Consider the following 15762-nt stretch of genomic DNA (forward strand, 5'->3'; position numbering starts at 1 on the left):
TTCCGGTTTATATGGACGATGAGCAGCAAGTCCGGTCATTTCTTTCCCGGAAGCAAGGATTTTTCCATGAAACGCCTTCGAAGCGAAAGCGTCGACCTCGACGCCGCCGACATGAAAATATTGCGCTTGCTGGAAGAGGACGCGCGCATCAGCACGGCGGAGTTGGCGCGCTCGGTCGGCCTGTCGGCGCCGAGTGTGGCCGAGCGCCTCAAGCGGCTGCAGGAGAACGGCGTGATCGAAGCTTATTCGGTCAGAATCAATCCCGCGGCGCTTGGCCTGAAACTGTCGGCATGGCTGCGCATCCGGCCGGTGCCGGGGCAATTGGCGGTCGTGGCCGAGATCATCCGCTCCCTGCCCGAGATCGCGCAATGCGACCGGGTGACAGGCGAAGACTGTTTCATCGCGCTGGCGCATGTCGGCTCGGTGGCCGAACTCGAACGGGTGATCGATCGCATCATCCCCCATGCGATGACCAACACGGCGATCATCCAGTCGTCGCCGGTGATCGCGCGCTCGCCGCTGGCGGCGATCAAGCGGCAGGTTTGATCTCGGTGAGATGTTGCTTGAGAAAAATGTCAGCGCCAGACGGCGATCGAAATCGCTTGCCTCAGGCGTGGCCGCGCTTCAGGCGGGCGCGTTTCAGGATGCTGCGCCAGCGAATCATGTCGAATGGGATCGGTTCGTTGTTGTTGGCGATGTGAAAGATCTCGTTGTCGACATTCTTGAGCGAACGCCAGAAATCATAGTCTGATATGCGCGGATCGGCCGCCAGCCTATCCACCTCGACCTTGATGTCGGTTTTCATGCACGTCCCTCGAACCGGCTTCGCCCCGCCGCCCGTAAACAACCCTGGTGCGGACGTTTTCGACCGCTCCGCTGAGTCGTTCAACGGCTCAATTGGCTTGTTCCCGTTAAAACCTCGGTAAGGTTAATGTGGGTCCAGGACCGCTTCAAGCGCTGGCGCCAGTCGATTTGAGGGGGCCGGCGATTTTGGTTCGCGGGTGTGGCTTTGAAGTCGTTCCGTCCTCGAATTTGCCCTAGCCCTGCTTGCGCCTGATTCCGATCGAGCGCCCGGCGCGTTCGGGCATTGGCAGCACCGAATGGGCGGCGCGCATGGCTTCGATCCTGGCCAGCACATCGGCCGGGAAGGGCGCCACCTTCGGCCCCGACATGTCGACATGCAGCGACAGGGTCTCGGACGTGGCGGCGAGCCAGCCATCGACATGGCGGATTTCCTGGTAGGCCCTGAGCCGCTTCTCGTCATGGTCGATGAGTTGAAAGGAGACCATGACCTTGTGGTCCAGGTGCAACTCCTGCACGTAGCAAACATGGACTTCGGCGGTGTAGATGGTGAGCCGCCGCTCTTTCACATAGTCCAGGCCCATGCCCATCGCCTCGAAGGCCTCGTCCGAGCAGCGGTCGAACAGCACGTTGTAATAGGCCATGTTGAGATGGCCGTTATAGTCGATCCAGTCCTTCTCGATGTCCATGGGCTTGGAAACGAAGGGGGCGAGGATGGACATCGAAACTTCCTTGTTCTGGTGCTGGACAGAGCGTGGTCGTGGAGACTACGCATCCATAATCGCATGACAAGCATGCATGCTGGTCCATTCGCGGAGGATTCCATGGCTCTGAGCGACCTCAATCCGGTCGAACGCAACGAGGAAGGCATCGCGGCCGTACTCGGCATCCTCAAGCAGCGTCTGGGCGAGCGCTTCCAGACCGGACAGGCGATCCGCTCGCAGCACGCGCATACGACCACCTATATTCCGACGCAGGCGCCTGACGGCGTCGCTTTCCCGGAGACGACGGCCGAGGTGCAGGAAATCGTGCGCGCCTGCGCGGCACACCGCGTGCCGGTGATCGCGTTTGGCGTCGGCTCGTCGCTCGAAGGCCACACCAACGCGCCGGGTGGCGGCATCTCGGTCGATACGTCGCGGATGAACCGCATTCTTGCGGTCAATCCGCAGGATCTCGACTGCACCGTCGAACCCGGCGTGACGCGCGAGGACCTGAACCGGCATCTGCGCGACACCGGCCTGTTCTTCCCGATCGATCCGGGCGCCAATGCCTCGCTCGGCGGCATGGCGGCGACGCGGGCCTCCGGCACCAATGCGGTGCGCTACGGCACGATGCGCGAGAACGTGCTGTCGCTGACCGCCGTGATGGCCGACGGCGAGACCGTGACGACCGGCAAGCGGGCGAAAAAGAGCTCGGCGGGCTATGACTTGACCAGGCTGCTGGTCGGATCCGAAGGCACGCTCGGCATCATCACCGCGCTGACCTTGAAGCTGCAAGGCATTCCGCAGGCAATCTCGGGCGGCGTCTGCCCGTTCCCGAGTGTCGAGGCGGCCTGCAACGCAGTGATCGCGACGATCCAGATGGGCATTCCGGTGGCGCGCATCGAACTGGTCAACGCGCTGCAGATGCGAGCGATGAAGACTTATTCCAAGCTCGACTATCCCGAGAGCCCGTGCCTGTTCGTGGAATTCCACGGCAGCGACGCCGGCGTTGCCGAGCAGGCCGAGACCTTCGGCATGATCGCCGAAGAAAATGGCGGCGGGCCGTTCCTGTGGACCAGCGTCGCCGAGGAGCGGACCAAATTGTGGAAGGCGAGGCACGACGCCTACTGGGCCTCGCTGACCTTGCGGCCGGGCGCCAAGGGCCTGTCGACCGATGTCTGCGTGCCGATCTCGCGCTTTGCCGAATGCGTCACCGAGACCGAAGCCGATATTGCCGAGATGGGCCTGATCGCGCCGATCGTCGGTCATGCGGGCGACGGCAATTTCCATGTGCTGGTGCTGATGGATGTCAACGATCCCGAGGAAATCGCGCTGTCGGAAAAGTTCGTCGCACGGCTCAATATGCGGGCGATCGCCATGGAGGGCACCTGCACCGGCGAGCACGGCATCGGCCAGGGCAAGATCGGCTTCCTGCGCCACGAACTCGGCCATGGCGTCGACATCATGCGCACCATCAAACAGGCGCTCGATCCGCAAAACATCATGAATCCGGGCAAGATCCTGCCTGACATGGGCTAAGGGCATCGTGAGGCGCCGGTCTTGACCGCGCCGCCATTCGGGTCGAGGCTCCTCAAGTGGCAAGCCTGGAAAACAGGCGTGCCGGCTGAGGAGGACTGTCATGGCCATTTCACGCAAGGAAGAAGCGCGCGCGCTGAGCGCCGACGAAAAGGAATTGGTGGAGAAGTCGCACCATCCGGCGGTGCAGGATCTTTCCGACGCCGACCTTTCCGGCCTGGTCAAGCTGTTGCGGGAACGGCGCGACAAGGCGCAGACCGAAGCGCATCGCCGCCGTCGTGAAATCCGCGGCAAGGGCGCGGCAAAGGGCGCGACCGCCTCGAAGGCTGATGGCGGTTCACAAGTGAAGCTTGCGGTGCTGGCGACGGCGATGCGGCGGCTGAACGGCGAGGCCGAACTGCGCCGCCAACTGGCGGCCCGCATTTCGCTGGTCGGCAACGCGCGCAAGGCGCTGACCTTGAAGCAGAAAGCCCCGAACGGTCCGACGCACAATTCGCGCACGGCGCACAAGGGTATGCGGGCCGTGGCCAACCAGAAGGTTGCAAGCCTGGTCCGACCGGCTGAACTCGGCCGGCAGCGCAAGGCGGCCAAGGTGGCGCAGGCGAAACGCGACGCACGTTGAGGGGCCGCGGATAGAGGCCGCCAGCCGACGCTCTACTGCGCAGCGACAAAGCTTCTCTTACTTCGCCTGCACAAGCGTCTGCAGCATGGGACGGGTGGGGGCGAAGAAGGTCGTGCCGGTGTGCGGCGTCGAGACGTCGAGCAGCCGGTCATAGGCGCCGGGCGGATCGCCGACATACATGCGCTGCAGCATTTTCTCGGTGACCCAGAGATATCTGCTGTAGCCGATGAAGTAGGTTCCGAACTCGTTCTGCCCGGGCCTGCCGAACGGCATGTTGTCGCGCAATATATCGTATTCATTGCCGTCGGCATCCTCGATAGTGGCCAGCGACTTGTGCGACTTGCGCGGCGCGTCGTCATCATCGATTTCGATGTTGTCGATCTTGGTGCGGCCGATGATCGCCTCCTGCTCGGGCGTTGGAATGCGCGCCCAGGCCTGCATGTCGTGCAAATATTTCTGGACCACGACATAGCTGCCGCCGGCAAAGTCGGGGTCCTCTTCACCGACCAGCGCCGAGGCGGGCAAGTCGAGGCCGGCCGGGTTGGCGGTGCCGTCGACGAAGCCGAGCAGGTCGCGGGCATCGAAATAGCGAAAGCCGGTCACTTCGTCGACGACGGTCACACCGGGACCAAGCCTGTCGAGCAGGATACGTTCGAATTCGAAGCACATGTCGGGCCGCTCGGCGCGAATGTGGAAGAGCAGGTCGCCCGGCGTCGTTGGCGCTGAATGGACCGCGCCCTTGATCGGAGCGAACGGCTTCAGCTCCAGCGGCCGCCGGCCGGGGCTGAGCCGGTTCCAGAGATCGCTGCCGATGCCGGCGATGCAGGACAGGCGGCCACCAAGGTCGCGGAATCCGACAGTCTTGACCAGATCGTCGAGTTCGCCAAGCACGGAGCACACCCTGGCCAGGGCCGGCTGTTCGCCGGCGACGGTGACGACAAGAAAAATCGCCGATTGCGAAAGCGGGGCATCGACGCTCTGCGCATCGATCGGCACACGGTCCCAGTTCTTGCCCGACATCCGAGAATCTCCGCTTTTTCCAGGATTTGTTTCAGATCGTCCGGCAGGACGCAACACGGGATGATTTGCCTCTTTATCGACACGCGGATGCGGGTAGAGTGCGGCAGAATTTCAATCAACCTGTTCGGAGCTGATGCTCGCACGCCTGTTCGTGATCTTCGGTGGCTTGTTCGTGCTGGTGCTGTGCGCGGCGCTGGTGGTGCCGTATTTTGTCGACTGGACCGGCTACCGCGCCGAGTTCGAGCGCGAGGCAAGCGCCATCCTGGGCCGCAAGGTGACCGTGCAGGGCGACGCCACGGCAAGGCTGTTGCCGTTTCCCTCGGTGACGTTTTCCAACGTCGCCGTCGCCGGCGGCCCCAACGGCCAGCCGGCCATGACCGTCGAGACGTTTTCGATGGATGCGGAACTCGCGCCCTTCCTGCGCGGCGAGGTGCTGATTTTCGACATGCGGCTGGTGCGGCCGAAGGCAATCATAGACATCGCCGCCAATGGTACCGTCGACTGGGCGATGCGGCCGTCTTCGCCCTTCGATCCCGGACAGGTCTCGATCGAGAAACTGACGGTGACGGAAGGGCAGATCGAACTGCGCCATGCCGCCGGCGGCCGCAGCCACATCTTCTCCGAGATCAACTCGACCATTTCGGCCAAATCGCTGGCCGGTCCGTGGCGCATGGACGGCACGTTGCGTCTCGACGGCTTGCGCGCCACGGTTGCGGCCTCGACCGGCAAGGCCGAACCTTCCGGGCAGCTGCGGCTTCGGCTGAAGGCGGACCCCGATGCCTATCCGCTGGTCATCGAGACCGACGGCAATGCGGGCATCGTCAACAGTGCGGCCGTCTATTCCGGCCAGTTCAAGATTTCGGGCGCCGACAAGAATTCAGCCGAGCTGCGCGGCACGGATGGCGAGACGGTGAAGGTCAGCGCCGGCAAGCCCGATCCGGGCTTTAGGCTGAACGGCAAGTTCTCGCTCGATCACCAGAAGCTTGGCGTCGACGAATTCCGTTTCGAGACCGGTCCGCTGGACAATCCCTATACCGCCGACGGCAAGGCCTCGGTCGATCTCGGCCAGAAACCGAGTTTCGCCATCGAGGCCAATGGCGCGCAGGTGCAACTCGACGAGGCGGTGGGTGCGCCGGCCGGCGCGGGCCTGACGCTGGACCAGCGTATCGCGGGGCTGGAACAGGCGCTGCTCGATCTGCCGAAGCCGACAATTCCCGGCACGGTCGAGGTCAAGCTGCCGGCGGTGGTGGCCGGCGACACGACGGTGCGCGATGTTCATCTTTCCGCCGAGCCGGTCGATGACGGTTGGTCGGTGAAATCGCTCGCCGCGACCTTGCCGGGCCGCACCAAGCTGGAAGCCGATGGCAAGGTCATGCTCAACGTGCAGGGCCATTTCGGCTTCACCGGCTCGTTGCTGCTGGCGGTGGCGCAACCTTCAGGTTTTGCGGCGTGGCTGTCGAAGGATGTCGACGAGGCGATCCGCCGTCTGCCTGCCGCCGGTTTCAAGGCCAAGGTCGATCTCTCGCAAAACCATCAATCCTTTAGCGATCTCGAATTGATCCTGGGCAAGGCGAAGTTTTCCGGCCGCATCGATTCCAGCCAGCCCGACGACGCAAAGCCCTCGGTGCTGATGCGGCTCGAGGGCGGCGAACTCGATGTGGACGGGCTGGCGGCCTTCGCCTCGATCTTCGTCAGCGACAAGGGCGCCAACCGCTTTGCCAGCAGCGACCTCGATTTCCAGATCAAGGCCGGCCCGGTCAGCGCCGGCGGCTTGACCGCCGACACGGTCGATACCGCACTAAGGCTGCGGGACGGGCTGCTCGAAATCGACCGGCTGTCGGTGGGCGGACTGGCTGGCGCCTCGATCAGCGCCACCGGCCGGATCAAGGATTTTCCGGCGAGCCCGACCGGCAAGCTCGACGCCTCGGTGGTCGCTGTCGACCTGAAACCGCTGATCGATGTCGCCGCGCAGCATTATCCTGACAATGCCGTGCTGAAGGGGCTCGCGGGCCGCGCCGCCGCTTATCCCGAGCTGTTCCAGGATGCGCGCATCGACCTCGTGGCCAGTGCCGCCGACAATGGCGACGGCTCCACGGGCCTGGCGATGAGCGGGCAAGGCAAGGCCGGCGGCTCGGCGTTTTCGGCGTCGCTGTCGGGGAAGGGCGCGGTGGGCAAGCTTTCTGACGCCCCCGTGACACTGACGTTCAATGCCAGGAACCCGGACGCAACCGCCTTGCTGGCGCTCTACGGCTTGCCGGCGCTACCGCTCGGCATGCTGGGCGAGGCAAGCACCGATATCCAGGCCAAGGGCACGTTCGGCGGCGGCCTGACGACGAGCTTCAGCCTTGCCGGCAACGACTTCAAGGCCGGCTTCGAGGGAACGGTCGCCGACACGCCGCAAGGACCGACGGCGAAGGGCAAGGTCAACCTCGACGCCTCCGACATCGAGCCATGGCTGATGACGACGGGCATCGGCCTCCCCGGCATGGGAGCCGGCATGTCGACATCGCTGGCCGCGCAGGCCGATTATGGCAACGGCCTGCTGGTGCTCTCCGGGCTCAGCGGCGCCATCAACGAGGCGGCCGTGTCCGGCGACATCAACCTCGATGTGAAGCAGGGCGTGGACGGCAAAGACGGCGTGCCGCATCTGGCCGGCGCCCTGGCGCTCGACGAACTCGACCTTGATCCGATGGCGGTGGCGCTGTTCGGCGATTCCGCTTTTCTCGTGGACAAGAACGGGGCCGACAAAAGTGACAGGGCCAATGCGTGGCCGTCGGCGCCGTTCAGCCAGAAGTCCAGCTTGCCGTTCACGGCCGATCTCGACCTGACCACGGCTTCGCTGGCCGCCGGCCCGCTCGCCACCGCCTATGACGCGGCCTTCTCGCTCAAGCTCGACCCGGACGGCATCCGCGTGGCCGATCTCAAGGCCAAATTCCTCGGCGGGGCGCTGACCGGCCTGTTCGAGTTGAAGAACAATGAGGGCACTGGGCTTTTCACCGGACAGATGAAACTGGCGGGCGCCGATCTGGCAAGCGTCTTGCCGGACGCGGGCATCGGCGGCACCGGCGATTTCTCGACGACGCTGTCGACCAGCGGCAAGTCGGTCGACGCAATGATCGCCGCCCTGTCTGGTTCCGGCACGGCGGCGCTGAAGGATTTGCAGATCGCCGGCGTCAATCCTGATGCCTTCAGCGCATTCCTCGCCAAGGCGGATGCGATCGGCCGCGATATCGACGCGGCCAAGACCGCCGGCTTCGCGCCTGACATCGCCGCCGGCGGCAGCTTCGCCGCAAAGGACGCCGAGGTCGCCTTCACGATTGCCGGCGGCACGCTCAGGGCGCCGCCGATCAGCCTTGAAAATCCGGCGGCGACCTTGTCGGCCGACATCACGGCCGACCTCAACGCCAGCACGGTTTCGGCCAAGGGCGCGGTCACCTATCGGCCCGGCGACGAAGCGCTTGTCGGCTCCGAGCCGGCCGTGAATTTCACCGCCGAGGGGCCGTTCGGCGCCGTGAAACGGCAGTTCGACAGCGAGCCTCTGGCGCAGTTCCTGACGCAGCGCGCGCTGGAAAAAGAACAGCAACGCGTCGAGGCGATGCAGGCCGCGCTGCTCGAGAAGCAGCGGCTGCGGCGCGAGGTACGCTACTACGCGGCACTTCAGGATGCCCGCGACAAGGCCGCCGAGGAACTGCGCCAACAAGAGGAAGCGGCGCGCCTGAAAGCGGAGGCCGACGCCAAGGCGAAAGCGGAAGCCGACGCTCAGGCCCAGGCTGAAGCGGATGCCAAGGCAAAGGCCGACGCGGAAGCGAAAGCCAAGGCGGAGGCAGACGCGAAAGCCAAGGCCGATGCCGAGGCCAAGGCGGCGGCGGAGCAGCAGGCAGCGGACGAGGCGGCCATGGCGCAGGCCGAGCAGGAGCGCCAGAAGGCGGAGGAGGCGATGCGCATTGCCTCCCAGGAAAAAGCCAGGCTCGAGGCGGAGCGCAAGGCGGCGCAACAGGCGCCCAAGGCCGAGCAGTCGCCCGCCAACGACAATCCGCCTCCGGCCAAGCCGAAAGCCAACCCATTCACGGTCGACAATCTGTTGAAGTCGCTGCAGTAGGACTAGGCATTCCGGCTGCCCGCCCGACTGGCAATCGCCTCAAAGAACGAATGTCTCAGCGCCGTCAGCGACGTATCTGGCGTGGCGGAAATCGCGGATGGCGGCGAGCTTGCCGCCCTGCCAACCCAGCAGGATGAAGTATGCCGGGGCTGCCGTGGGATCGTTGGGATCGCGCACGAGGATTGCCGGACGATCTTCGACGAAACCAGGCTGGAAATGCCAGTCTCGCACCCGGGAATAATTGCCGAAATAGGTTGCCACCTCCTTGCGGCCGCTGAGCCTTGCCCTGGCCACCAGTTCCAAGCGTACCTCATCGGCCAGCATGTCCCGCACGGCGTCGAAATCGCGGGCGTTGAAGCGATCGACATAGGCGTCGAGCAACAGGCGCTCCGATGCATTCAGCCTGGGAACAGGACGATCGTCCTGTTCGTCGGCCATCTCACGCAGCCGGCCGCGGCCACGATGCAGCGCGGCCTTGACCGCGGGGATGCTGGTGTCGAGCATGGTGCTGATCTCCCGCAGCGAATAGCCCAGAACATCCATCATGATGACGCTGCTTCGTTGCGCGACGGGAAGGCGCATGAAACTGTGCAATCCGGCTGCCGCGGCCTGCCGTTCGGCGATCGAATTTGCCGGGTCGGCGATCATGTCCGGCTCCTCCTCGTAGAACGTCTTCTCACGGGCGCGGCGGCGCAAAAAGTCGAGCGCGGTATTGTGCGCGATGCGAAACAGCCAGCCTTCGGGATTGGCGATCAGGCCGGCGTTGGGCAAGGCCTCGAGTGCCTTGGCCAGCGCCTCTTGCAAGACATCCTCGCCATCGACGACCGAGCCTGTCATGCGGGCGCAATAGCGATGCAGTTTGGGGCGCAATTCGCCGAACAAGCGGTCGAAAGGCCTTGGGATCTCGCCTGGACTGTTCATGCACCGGCCGTTCTTGCCATGGTTCTATTCAGGCTACTCGTCCAGCATCCGATAATGGCCCACCACTGTCATCACGTCACGATGCGGAGGGTCGATGCAGCGATCCCTGATGCCGTTTTGGAAGGCCTCGAAAGCGGCAAGCCCGGGGATGATGTCAGCATGCTCGTCGGTTTCGATCTCGACGAGATGGACGAAAGTGCCGTCGCCGGAGCGCCAGGTCATGTAGCGAACGCCTTCCGGCGATTTGCCGCGCAGTTCCTCGAACACAGCCTTGACCAGGCGCTCGTTCTCGTCCGCCCGGTCCGGCTTCGTTTTGTAGCGTATCAAATGATGTTTCATCGCATCGGCTCCCTTGGCTGTCGTCTGTCCAAGACGCCTCAGCCAGGCCGAAGGATTCGGATTTCAAAAAAATAGTTCGGTACCGGCCCGCGCAGACGCCGGATGTCAGTCCTGGCCCCGGTCGAGCAGGCGCCGCAGCATGGGTTCGATGCGCGACAGCTCGTCGAGATGCGCGGCAGAGAGTTCGGCCAGGCAATCGTCGGCGCGTTCGGTCAGCCGCAGCAGCACGCGGCGGTGGTCGTCCTTGTCCTGATCGCGTGCGACCAGTCCTGCCTCACCGAGGCGGTTGACCAGTTCGACGGCGCTGTGGTGGCGGATGCGCAGGCGTTCCGCAAGGTCGCCGACCGTCACCGGCCCGCCGCCCGGATATCCCTTGATCGCCAGCAGCGCCTGATGCTGGCGCGGGGTCAGGCCGGCGTCCTCGGCCTGCACCTGGCTGAATTCGAGGAAGCGGCGGATCAGGTAGCGGAACTCGGACAGCCGCTGGTAGTCGGATTGCCTGATGGCGGGGCGTGGGGTCTTGGGCGGCTGCGTCATATCGCAGATGTCTTCGTTTTCCGGTGAAAGCTCAAACGAAATTTCGAACGAAACCAGCTTGAACATATATATCGTGTTACGATACATAGTCGACCGACAACCGGCTGGCCACTTCGACCGTGCCGCAAAACCAGACACGGCCGCCGCCAGGAAGCAAAGCCACCATGAAGACCCACAATTCCAATCCCGGTCATCTCAGGGATTTCACCACCGACGCCAGGGTGCTGCTCGTCGCCGCGATAGCGGTGGTGGTGGCGACCGCCGGGCTGTTTGCCGGCATCGTGCTGCTGAAGCTGATCCGCCTGGCCACCAACATCGCCTATTTCGGCCAGTTCTCGCTTGCCGAGCTGAAGCTGCAGGATACGCCGCTCGGACTTGCCGCCGTCTTCGTTCCCGTCATCGGCGCGCTGATCATCGGCCTGATGGCGCGCTATGGCAGCGAGAAGATCCGCGGCCACGGCATTCCCGAGGCCATCGAGGCGATCCTGCTCGGGCGCTCAAGGCTCGATGCCAAGGTGGCGATCCTGAAGCCGCTGTCGTCGGCGATCTCGATCGGCTCCGGCGGGCCGTTCGGCGCCGAGGGTCCGATCATCATGACCGGCGGCGCCATCGGCTCGCTGATCGCGCAGATGCTGCCGGTCAGCGATACCGAGCGCAAGACGCTGCTGGTGGCGGGCGCGGCGGCCGGCATGACCACCGTGTTCGGCACGCCGATCGCGGCCATCATGCTGGCGGTGGAACTGCTTTTGTTCGAATGGACGCCGCGCAGCTTCATTCCCGTGGCGGTGGCGGCCATCGTGGCGGAGGTGGAGCGCACGATGCTGCACATGCCGGGGCCGATCTTTCCGTTCCAGGGCAGCATGGTGGTTTCCTTCCTCGGCCTTGGCGGCTGGGTGCTGATCGGCATCTGCGCGGGTCTGTTGTCCGGGCTGCTGACGCAGATGGTCTATGCCTGCGAGGACGGCTTCCAGAAGCTGCCGATCCACTGGATGTGGTGGCCGATGCTCGGCGGCCTCGTGGTCGGCATAGGCGGCTTGATCGACCCACGGGCGCTCGGCGTCGGCTATGACAACATCGCCGACATGCTGGACGGCCGCACGATCGCCGCCGCGGCGCTCCTGCTGCTGGTGGTCAAGGCCGTCATCTGGTCGATAGCGCTCGGCTCGGGAACCTCGGGCGGCGTGCTGGCGCCGCTGTTGATCATGGGCGGCGCGATGGGCGCGGTGCTTGCCGGGATTCTGCCGGCGGCGGACCCGGGCTTCTGGGCGCTGCTGGCCATGGCCGCCACCATGGGCGGCACGATGCGCGCGCCGCTGACAGCCACTTTCTTCGCCGTCGAGCTGACCGGCAACACGCATGTGCTGGTGCCGCTGATCGCGGCCTGTGCGGCGGCGCATGCCGTCACCGTGCTGTTGATGAAGCGTTCGATCCTGACCGAGAAGATCGCCAGGCGAGGGCACCATCTGGTGCGCGAATATCGCGTCGATCCCTTCGCGCTTACCAGGGTGCGTGAGGTGATGACGTCAGAGGTCGAGAGCGTGCCGGCGACGATGACGCTGCATGGCGCGGCCGCCTTCCTGACGGCGCCGGAGGCCCGGCATCCGAGTTTTCCCGTGGTCGATGAAAACAGGCAGGTGCTCGGCCTCATCGATCCGCCGGCGATCCTGCGCTGGCGCCGTGCCGGCAAGCACCGGACGACGACGCTCGGCGAGCTGTTGGCCGGAAGCAAGGTGACGCTGGCCTATCCCGACGAATATCTGGAAGGTCTGTCGGACAAATTGTTGACGGCCAATGTATCGCATCTGCCGGTCGTGGCGCGCGAGGATGGAAGGCTGGTCGGCTATGTCGGCTGGAAGGATCTGATGCGCGTGCGCTCACGCAAGCAGGCCGAGGAACGCGAGCGCTCGACCTTGCTTGGCTTTGGCACCAGAGGCAAGAAAGAGGAGCGCACGGCTTCTTCTTAAATCTCGCTGCCGCCGCGCTTCGCCCACTCCAGGACATGCAGCCTGAGCGCGGAGGACAGGTTGGTGTCGCGGGGCCGCGTTTCGTCGACTTCGGCGACAAGGGCGGCGAGCGTCAGCTTCCTTGCCGCCGCCATCGCGACGAGATCGTCATGGAAAGGCTTTTCGAGGGAATAGCTGGTGCGATGGCCGCGTATGGTCACCGAGCGTTTTTCGACCGGGCTCATTGACCGTCACTGGGATCGCCTGGTTCGCCGGGCTTTTCGCGGTGATGGCCCGCGACGAACCTTTCGCTCTTGTCGGCGACCATGCGGTCGCGTTGCTTTTCGGCCTTGGTGCGGCCGTGCAAGGCGCGATTCTGGCCGGCCGCCTGTTCTCTATCGGCCCGCGCCTTCTGTTTGCGGAACTGACGAAGGTTGACGATTTCGGCCATGGCGGGAGCCGCGAGCCTATTTCTTGCGAAAGGCGTCGAGCGAGACCACTTCGGCGCCTTTGGTACCAGCATCGGCGGCGGCGGGCTTTTTCTCCGCTTCGGCGGCGGCCTTCTTCTCGGCCTTCGGCTTCTTCTCGGAGACGATGGCCAGCGGTTCGGGCGCTGGTGCCGCCGGTTCCTCGTCGGGCTGCGCATCGGTCTTGACGTCGAACTCGAGTTCGAAATTGACCGAGGGATCGTAGAAGCCGCGCACGGCCGAGAACGGGATCTCGAGTTTCTCCGGCACGTCGGAGAAGGAGAGCCCAACCTCGAATCCGGTGTCGGTGACCTTCAGGTCCCAATACTGGAACTGGATGACGATGGTCATCTGCTCGGGATAGCGCTCGCGCAGGCGCGACGAGACGCGCACACCCGGCGCACCGGTCAGGAAGGTGATGAAGAAATGATGGTTGCCGGGAAGGCCGGTGCGCGCGACCTCGGCCAGGACCTTGCGCATGACGCCGCGCAACGCCTCCTGGGCCAGAATGTCGTAGCGGATGTGGTCGTCGGCCATGAGTTGGTCGGGTTCCGTTGAATCGTCCGCATAGCTGTAATCAAGCTTGAGGGCGACGTAAACCTGATATAGACCGCCGCCGCGCCGAAGCGAGGACTATTGCCAACGATTTGATCGGCAAGGCGGCTTCGCCGCAACCGCAAATGTTATGCGTTAGCCAGCGCAGTGTGTTTTTTCGCGCCGATCGCGGAAGGGCGCTTGCCGAAAGCGCGCAGGAAAGTGCGCACGCCGTTCGTCGCCGATTGCACCACCTCGTCCTCGCGCGGCGTGCCGCCAAGCATGAAGGTGGTCTGCAATTCGGCATTGACGAGGCCGAGGAACTGGCGTGCCGCCACGTCGGGATCGTCGATCGTGAGATGGCCGCCGTAAGCTAGGCGGGCGAAGCGGGCGGCGATTGCCGGCCATGTCCGGCCCGGGCCCTGTTCGCGCCATTCGGCAAACAGCTCGGGATAGCGCTCGCCCTCGGTCTGGATCAGCTTGCGCAGGAACTTTCCGTCGCGGTTGCAGATGCAGTTCTGGTTCAGGCGCACGGCAAAACCGATCAGGTCGGCTTCGAGGTCCCCGGGCTGATCGGGGAAGGTGGCGATGGTGGCGAAAATGCCGGCGTTGCAGCGTTCGGTCAGGTCGCGCACCACGGCGATGAACAGCTTTTCCTTGTCGCGATGGTGGTTGTAGACGGTCTGGCGCGAGACGCCGGCCTCTGCCGCGATCAGGTCGATGTTGGCGCCGGCGAAACCCTCGCGGCAAAACACGCCGGCAGCGGCGTCGACGATCGACATGCGCTTGGCCTCATGGCCACGTGGCGGGAAAGTGTCAGGAGAAACGCCCGGTCTCATCAAAATCTATATAGAGGTGATTGACGATTTGGACAAGAGTGTCTAAATTTGTGGACACGGTATAAGGGGATTTCACTCCAGAGGGACGAATAAATTCGCTCTGGGAGTAGGAATCCCGCGGGATGGAACGTCCTGGGGTCAGACGTCGCCTGGCGGCGGCAACCAGATTCGAAAGAAGCCAATATCATGAGTCCCAAATTCCTCCGCATCGCGGTCGTGCTCGGCCTGTTGTCGGCCATCGGCCCGTTCGCAATCGACATGTATCTGCCCGCGCTGCCGTCGATCGGCACCGATCTGCATGCCGGCACCGCCGCCGTGCAGATGAGCCTTTTAATCTTCTTCCTGTCGATGGGCTTCGGCCAGATCGTCGTCGGGCCGATCTCCGACATGGTCGGCCGCAAGCTGCCGCTCTATGGCGGCCTGGCGCTGTTCATGGCCGGCGGCATCGGCTCGGCAATGGCGCCGACCATCGAGTGGCTGATCGCCTTCCGCTTCCTGCAGGGGCTTGGCGCCAGCGCCGGCATGGCCATTCCGCGCGCCATCGTGCGCGACCTGCACACCGGCAACGAGGCCGCCAAGCTGATGTCGCTGCTGATGCTGGTGTTCTCGGTGTCGCCGATCCTGGCGCCGCTGACTGGCAGCCAGATCATCGAGAATTTCGGCTGGCGCGCCGTGTTCTGGACGGTGACCGGCGCGGCGGTGCTTGCCACCATCCTGCTAGCGACCTCGCTCAAGGAGACGCGGCCGGCGGAAGAGCGTGTCGGCTCCTCCTTCGGTACCGCGCTTGCCGGCTACCGTTTCCTGATGGGCGACCGTAATTTCCTTGGCCTGGTGGCAATCGCCGGCTTCGGCATTGCGAGCTTCTTTGTCTATCTGTCGAGTTCGTCCTTCATCCTTATCGACCATTACGGGCTGTCGCCTTCGGTCTACAGCGTGTTCTTCTCGATCAACGCCGTTGCCTTCATCGGCATGTCGCAGCTGACCGGCCTGCTTTCCGAACGGTTCGGGCTAAAGCGCGTGGTGTGGGTGGCGGTGACCGGCTATGCCACGACGATGGTGGCGCTGTTCGCCATCATGGCCACGGGGGTCGACCGGCTCGATGTTATGGCGGCCCTGCTGTTCGTCGGCTACGGCTTCCTCGGGCTTGTCATTCCGACCACCTCGGTGCTGGCCATGGAAGAGCATGGCGAGATCGCCGGCACGGCGTCGGCGCTGATGGGCACGCTGCATTTTGCCATCGGCGCGCTCGCCATGGGCGTTGCCGGCGTGTTCTTCGACGGCACGCCGCTGCCGATGGTCGCCGGCATCACGCTCTGCGCGGTGATATCGTTCGCACTGGCGAAGGTCACGCTTGGCCGTTCGCGGCAAGCCGTCGAAGCGCCGGCGGAATAGGCAATCCTCAA

The 15762-nt window shown here is 64.3% G+C and carries 16 protein-coding genes; 6 read left to right on the forward strand and 10 right to left on the reverse strand.

What is annotated here, in order from left to right:
• Nucleotides 1-66 precede the first annotated feature (66 nt).
• Complete coding sequence (locus EN851_RS01090) at nucleotides 67-546, forward strand: Lrp/AsnC family transcriptional regulator (RefSeq protein ID WP_127277573.1); 480 nt, start codon at nucleotides 67-69, stop codon at nucleotides 544-546.
• 61 nt (nucleotides 547-607) lie between these two features.
• On the opposite strand, the gene EN851_RS01095 is transcribed toward EN851_RS01090, so the two are convergent.
• Entirely contained in the window at nucleotides 608-805 is a 198-nt protein-coding gene (locus tag EN851_RS01095; RefSeq protein ID WP_015317249.1) for a hypothetical protein, read from the reverse strand.
• 232 nt (nucleotides 806-1037) lie between these two features.
• Nucleotides 1038-1523, reverse strand: coding sequence for a thioesterase family protein (locus EN851_RS01100; RefSeq protein WP_135928355.1), 486 nt, complete (start codon nucleotides 1521-1523; stop codon nucleotides 1038-1040).
• Nucleotides 1524-1625: 102 nt separating this feature from the next.
• Here EN851_RS01100 and EN851_RS01105 point away from each other — a divergent pair, with 102 nt between their 5' ends.
• Nucleotides 1626-3041: an FAD-linked oxidase C-terminal domain-containing protein gene (locus tag EN851_RS01105; protein ID WP_127277568.1), complete on the forward strand. Its 1416-nt coding sequence runs from the start codon at nucleotides 1626-1628 to the stop codon at nucleotides 3039-3041.
• A gap of 100 nt (nucleotides 3042-3141) precedes the next feature.
• Nucleotides 3142-3660, forward strand: a complete 519-nt coding sequence (locus EN851_RS01110) for a hypothetical protein (protein ID WP_127277566.1) — start codon at nucleotides 3142-3144, stop codon at nucleotides 3658-3660.
• 57 nt (nucleotides 3661-3717) lie between these two features.
• On the opposite strand, the gene EN851_RS01115 is transcribed toward EN851_RS01110, so the two are convergent.
• Nucleotides 3718-4680, reverse strand: a complete 963-nt coding sequence (locus EN851_RS01115) for a Dyp-type peroxidase (protein WP_135915632.1) — start codon at nucleotides 4678-4680, stop codon at nucleotides 3718-3720.
• Between the two features lie 133 nt (nucleotides 4681-4813).
• On the opposite strand from EN851_RS01115, the gene EN851_RS01120 reads away from it, so the two are divergent.
• Nucleotides 4814-8779 (forward strand): AsmA-like C-terminal region-containing protein, encoded by a 3966-nt coding sequence (locus EN851_RS01120; RefSeq protein WP_135928356.1) that lies wholly within the window; start codon nucleotides 4814-4816, stop codon nucleotides 8777-8779.
• 39 nt (nucleotides 8780-8818) lie between these two features.
• Here the strand turns inward: EN851_RS01120 and EN851_RS01125 are convergent, their stop codons facing one another.
• From EN851_RS01125 to EN851_RS01135, 3 genes are all read right to left on the reverse strand, one after another.
• Nucleotides 8819-9700 (reverse strand): sigma-70 family RNA polymerase sigma factor, encoded by an 882-nt coding sequence (locus EN851_RS01125; RefSeq protein WP_135928357.1) that lies wholly within the window; start codon nucleotides 9698-9700, stop codon nucleotides 8819-8821.
• A 33-nt stretch (nucleotides 9701-9733) separates the two neighbouring features.
• Nucleotides 9734-10039 (reverse strand): hypothetical protein, encoded by a 306-nt coding sequence (locus EN851_RS01130; protein WP_135881888.1) that lies wholly within the window; start codon nucleotides 10037-10039, stop codon nucleotides 9734-9736.
• A 105-nt stretch (nucleotides 10040-10144) separates the two neighbouring features.
• Nucleotides 10145-10576 (reverse strand): MarR family winged helix-turn-helix transcriptional regulator, encoded by a 432-nt coding sequence (locus tag EN851_RS01135; protein WP_189521740.1) that lies wholly within the window; start codon nucleotides 10574-10576, stop codon nucleotides 10145-10147.
• A 164-nt stretch (nucleotides 10577-10740) separates the two neighbouring features.
• Between EN851_RS01135 and EN851_RS01140 the strand changes: the two genes are divergently transcribed.
• Nucleotides 10741-12540 (forward strand): chloride channel protein, encoded by a 1800-nt coding sequence (locus EN851_RS01140; protein WP_135928358.1) that lies wholly within the window; start codon nucleotides 10741-10743, stop codon nucleotides 12538-12540.
• Here the strand turns inward: EN851_RS01140 and EN851_RS01145 are convergent.
• From EN851_RS01145 to EN851_RS01160, 4 genes are all read right to left on the reverse strand, one after another.
• A complete protein-coding gene (locus tag EN851_RS01145) occupies nucleotides 12537-12764 on the reverse strand; it encodes a ribbon-helix-helix domain-containing protein (protein WP_135928359.1) in 228 nt (75 codons plus the stop codon). The genes EN851_RS01140 and EN851_RS01145 overlap by 4 nt on opposite strands.
• Nucleotides 12761-12970 carry a DUF4169 family protein gene (locus EN851_RS01150; protein WP_135881885.1) on the reverse strand — a complete coding sequence of 70 codons (210 nt, stop codon included), beginning with the start codon at nucleotides 12968-12970 and terminating at the stop codon, nucleotides 12761-12763. Before EN851_RS01150 ends, EN851_RS01145 begins: the two co-directional genes overlap by 4 nt.
• A 16-nt stretch (nucleotides 12971-12986) precedes the next feature.
• The gene (locus tag EN851_RS01155; RefSeq protein ID WP_127279263.1) at nucleotides 12987-13523 is read right to left on the reverse strand and encodes an SspB family protein; all 537 of its coding nucleotides are present in this window, start codon (nucleotides 13521-13523) and stop codon (nucleotides 12987-12989) included.
• Nucleotides 13524-13669: 146 nt separating this feature from the next.
• On the reverse strand, nucleotides 13670-14359 hold the full coding sequence (locus tag EN851_RS01160) for a TetR/AcrR family transcriptional regulator (protein WP_135881884.1): 690 nt from the start codon (nucleotides 14357-14359) through the stop codon (nucleotides 13670-13672).
• A gap of 186 nt (nucleotides 14360-14545) precedes the next feature.
• Here EN851_RS01160 and EN851_RS01165 point away from each other — a divergent pair, with 186 nt between their 5' ends.
• Entirely contained in the window at nucleotides 14546-15751 is a 1206-nt protein-coding gene (locus EN851_RS01165) for a multidrug effflux MFS transporter (protein WP_127279265.1), read from the forward strand.
• Nucleotides 15752-15762 lie beyond the last annotated feature (11 nt).

Source organism: Mesorhizobium sp. M8A.F.Ca.ET.208.01.1.1, assembly GCF_004791315.1.
GTDB lineage: Bacteria > Pseudomonadota > Alphaproteobacteria > Rhizobiales > Rhizobiaceae > Mesorhizobium.

What these genes read in the sequence shown, in the direction of transcription:
- EN851_RS01145 (WP_135928359.1), bottom strand. Translation starts at nt 12,764, where the DNA reads ATGAGCCCGGTCGAAAAACGCTCGGTGACCATACGCGGCCATCGCACC.
- EN851_RS01125 (WP_135928357.1), bottom strand. Translation starts at nt 9,700, where the DNA reads ATGAACAGTCCAGGCGAGATCCCAAGGCCTTTCGACCGCTTGTTCGGC.
- EN851_RS01095 (WP_015317249.1), bottom strand. Translation starts at nt 805, where the DNA reads ATGAAAACCGACATCAAGGTCGAGGTGGATAGGCTGGCGGCCGATCCG.
- EN851_RS01100 (WP_135928355.1), bottom strand. Translation starts at nt 1,523, where the DNA reads ATGTCCATCCTCGCCCCCTTCGTTTCCAAGCCCATGGACATCGAGAAG.
- EN851_RS01120 (WP_135928356.1), top strand. Translation starts at nt 4,814, where the DNA reads ATGCTCGCACGCCTGTTCGTGATCTTCGGTGGCTTGTTCGTGCTGGTG.
- EN851_RS01130 (WP_135881888.1), bottom strand. Translation starts at nt 10,039, where the DNA reads ATGAAACATCATTTGATACGCTACAAAACGAAGCCGGACCGGGCGGAC.
- EN851_RS01150 (WP_135881885.1), bottom strand. Translation starts at nt 12,970, where the DNA reads ATGGCCGAAATCGTCAACCTTCGTCAGTTCCGCAAACAGAAGGCGCGG.
- EN851_RS01155 (WP_127279263.1), bottom strand. Translation starts at nt 13,523, where the DNA reads ATGGCCGACGACCACATCCGCTACGACATTCTGGCCCAGGAGGCGTTG.
- EN851_RS01115 (WP_135915632.1), bottom strand. Translation starts at nt 4,680, where the DNA reads ATGTCGGGCAAGAACTGGGACCGTGTGCCGATCGATGCGCAGAGCGTC.
- EN851_RS01140 (WP_135928358.1), top strand. Translation starts at nt 10,741, where the DNA reads ATGAAGACCCACAATTCCAATCCCGGTCATCTCAGGGATTTCACCACC.
- EN851_RS01160 (WP_135881884.1), bottom strand. Translation starts at nt 14,359, where the DNA reads ATGAGACCGGGCGTTTCTCCTGACACTTTCCCGCCACGTGGCCATGAG.
- EN851_RS01090 (WP_127277573.1), top strand. Translation starts at nt 67, where the DNA reads ATGAAACGCCTTCGAAGCGAAAGCGTCGACCTCGACGCCGCCGACATG.
- EN851_RS01165 (WP_127279265.1), top strand. Translation starts at nt 14,546, where the DNA reads ATGAGTCCCAAATTCCTCCGCATCGCGGTCGTGCTCGGCCTGTTGTCG.
- EN851_RS01105 (WP_127277568.1), top strand. Translation starts at nt 1,626, where the DNA reads ATGGCTCTGAGCGACCTCAATCCGGTCGAACGCAACGAGGAAGGCATC.
- EN851_RS01110 (WP_127277566.1), top strand. Translation starts at nt 3,142, where the DNA reads ATGGCCATTTCACGCAAGGAAGAAGCGCGCGCGCTGAGCGCCGACGAA.
- EN851_RS01135 (WP_189521740.1), bottom strand. Translation starts at nt 10,576, where the DNA reads ATGACGCAGCCGCCCAAGACCCCACGCCCCGCCATCAGGCAATCCGAC.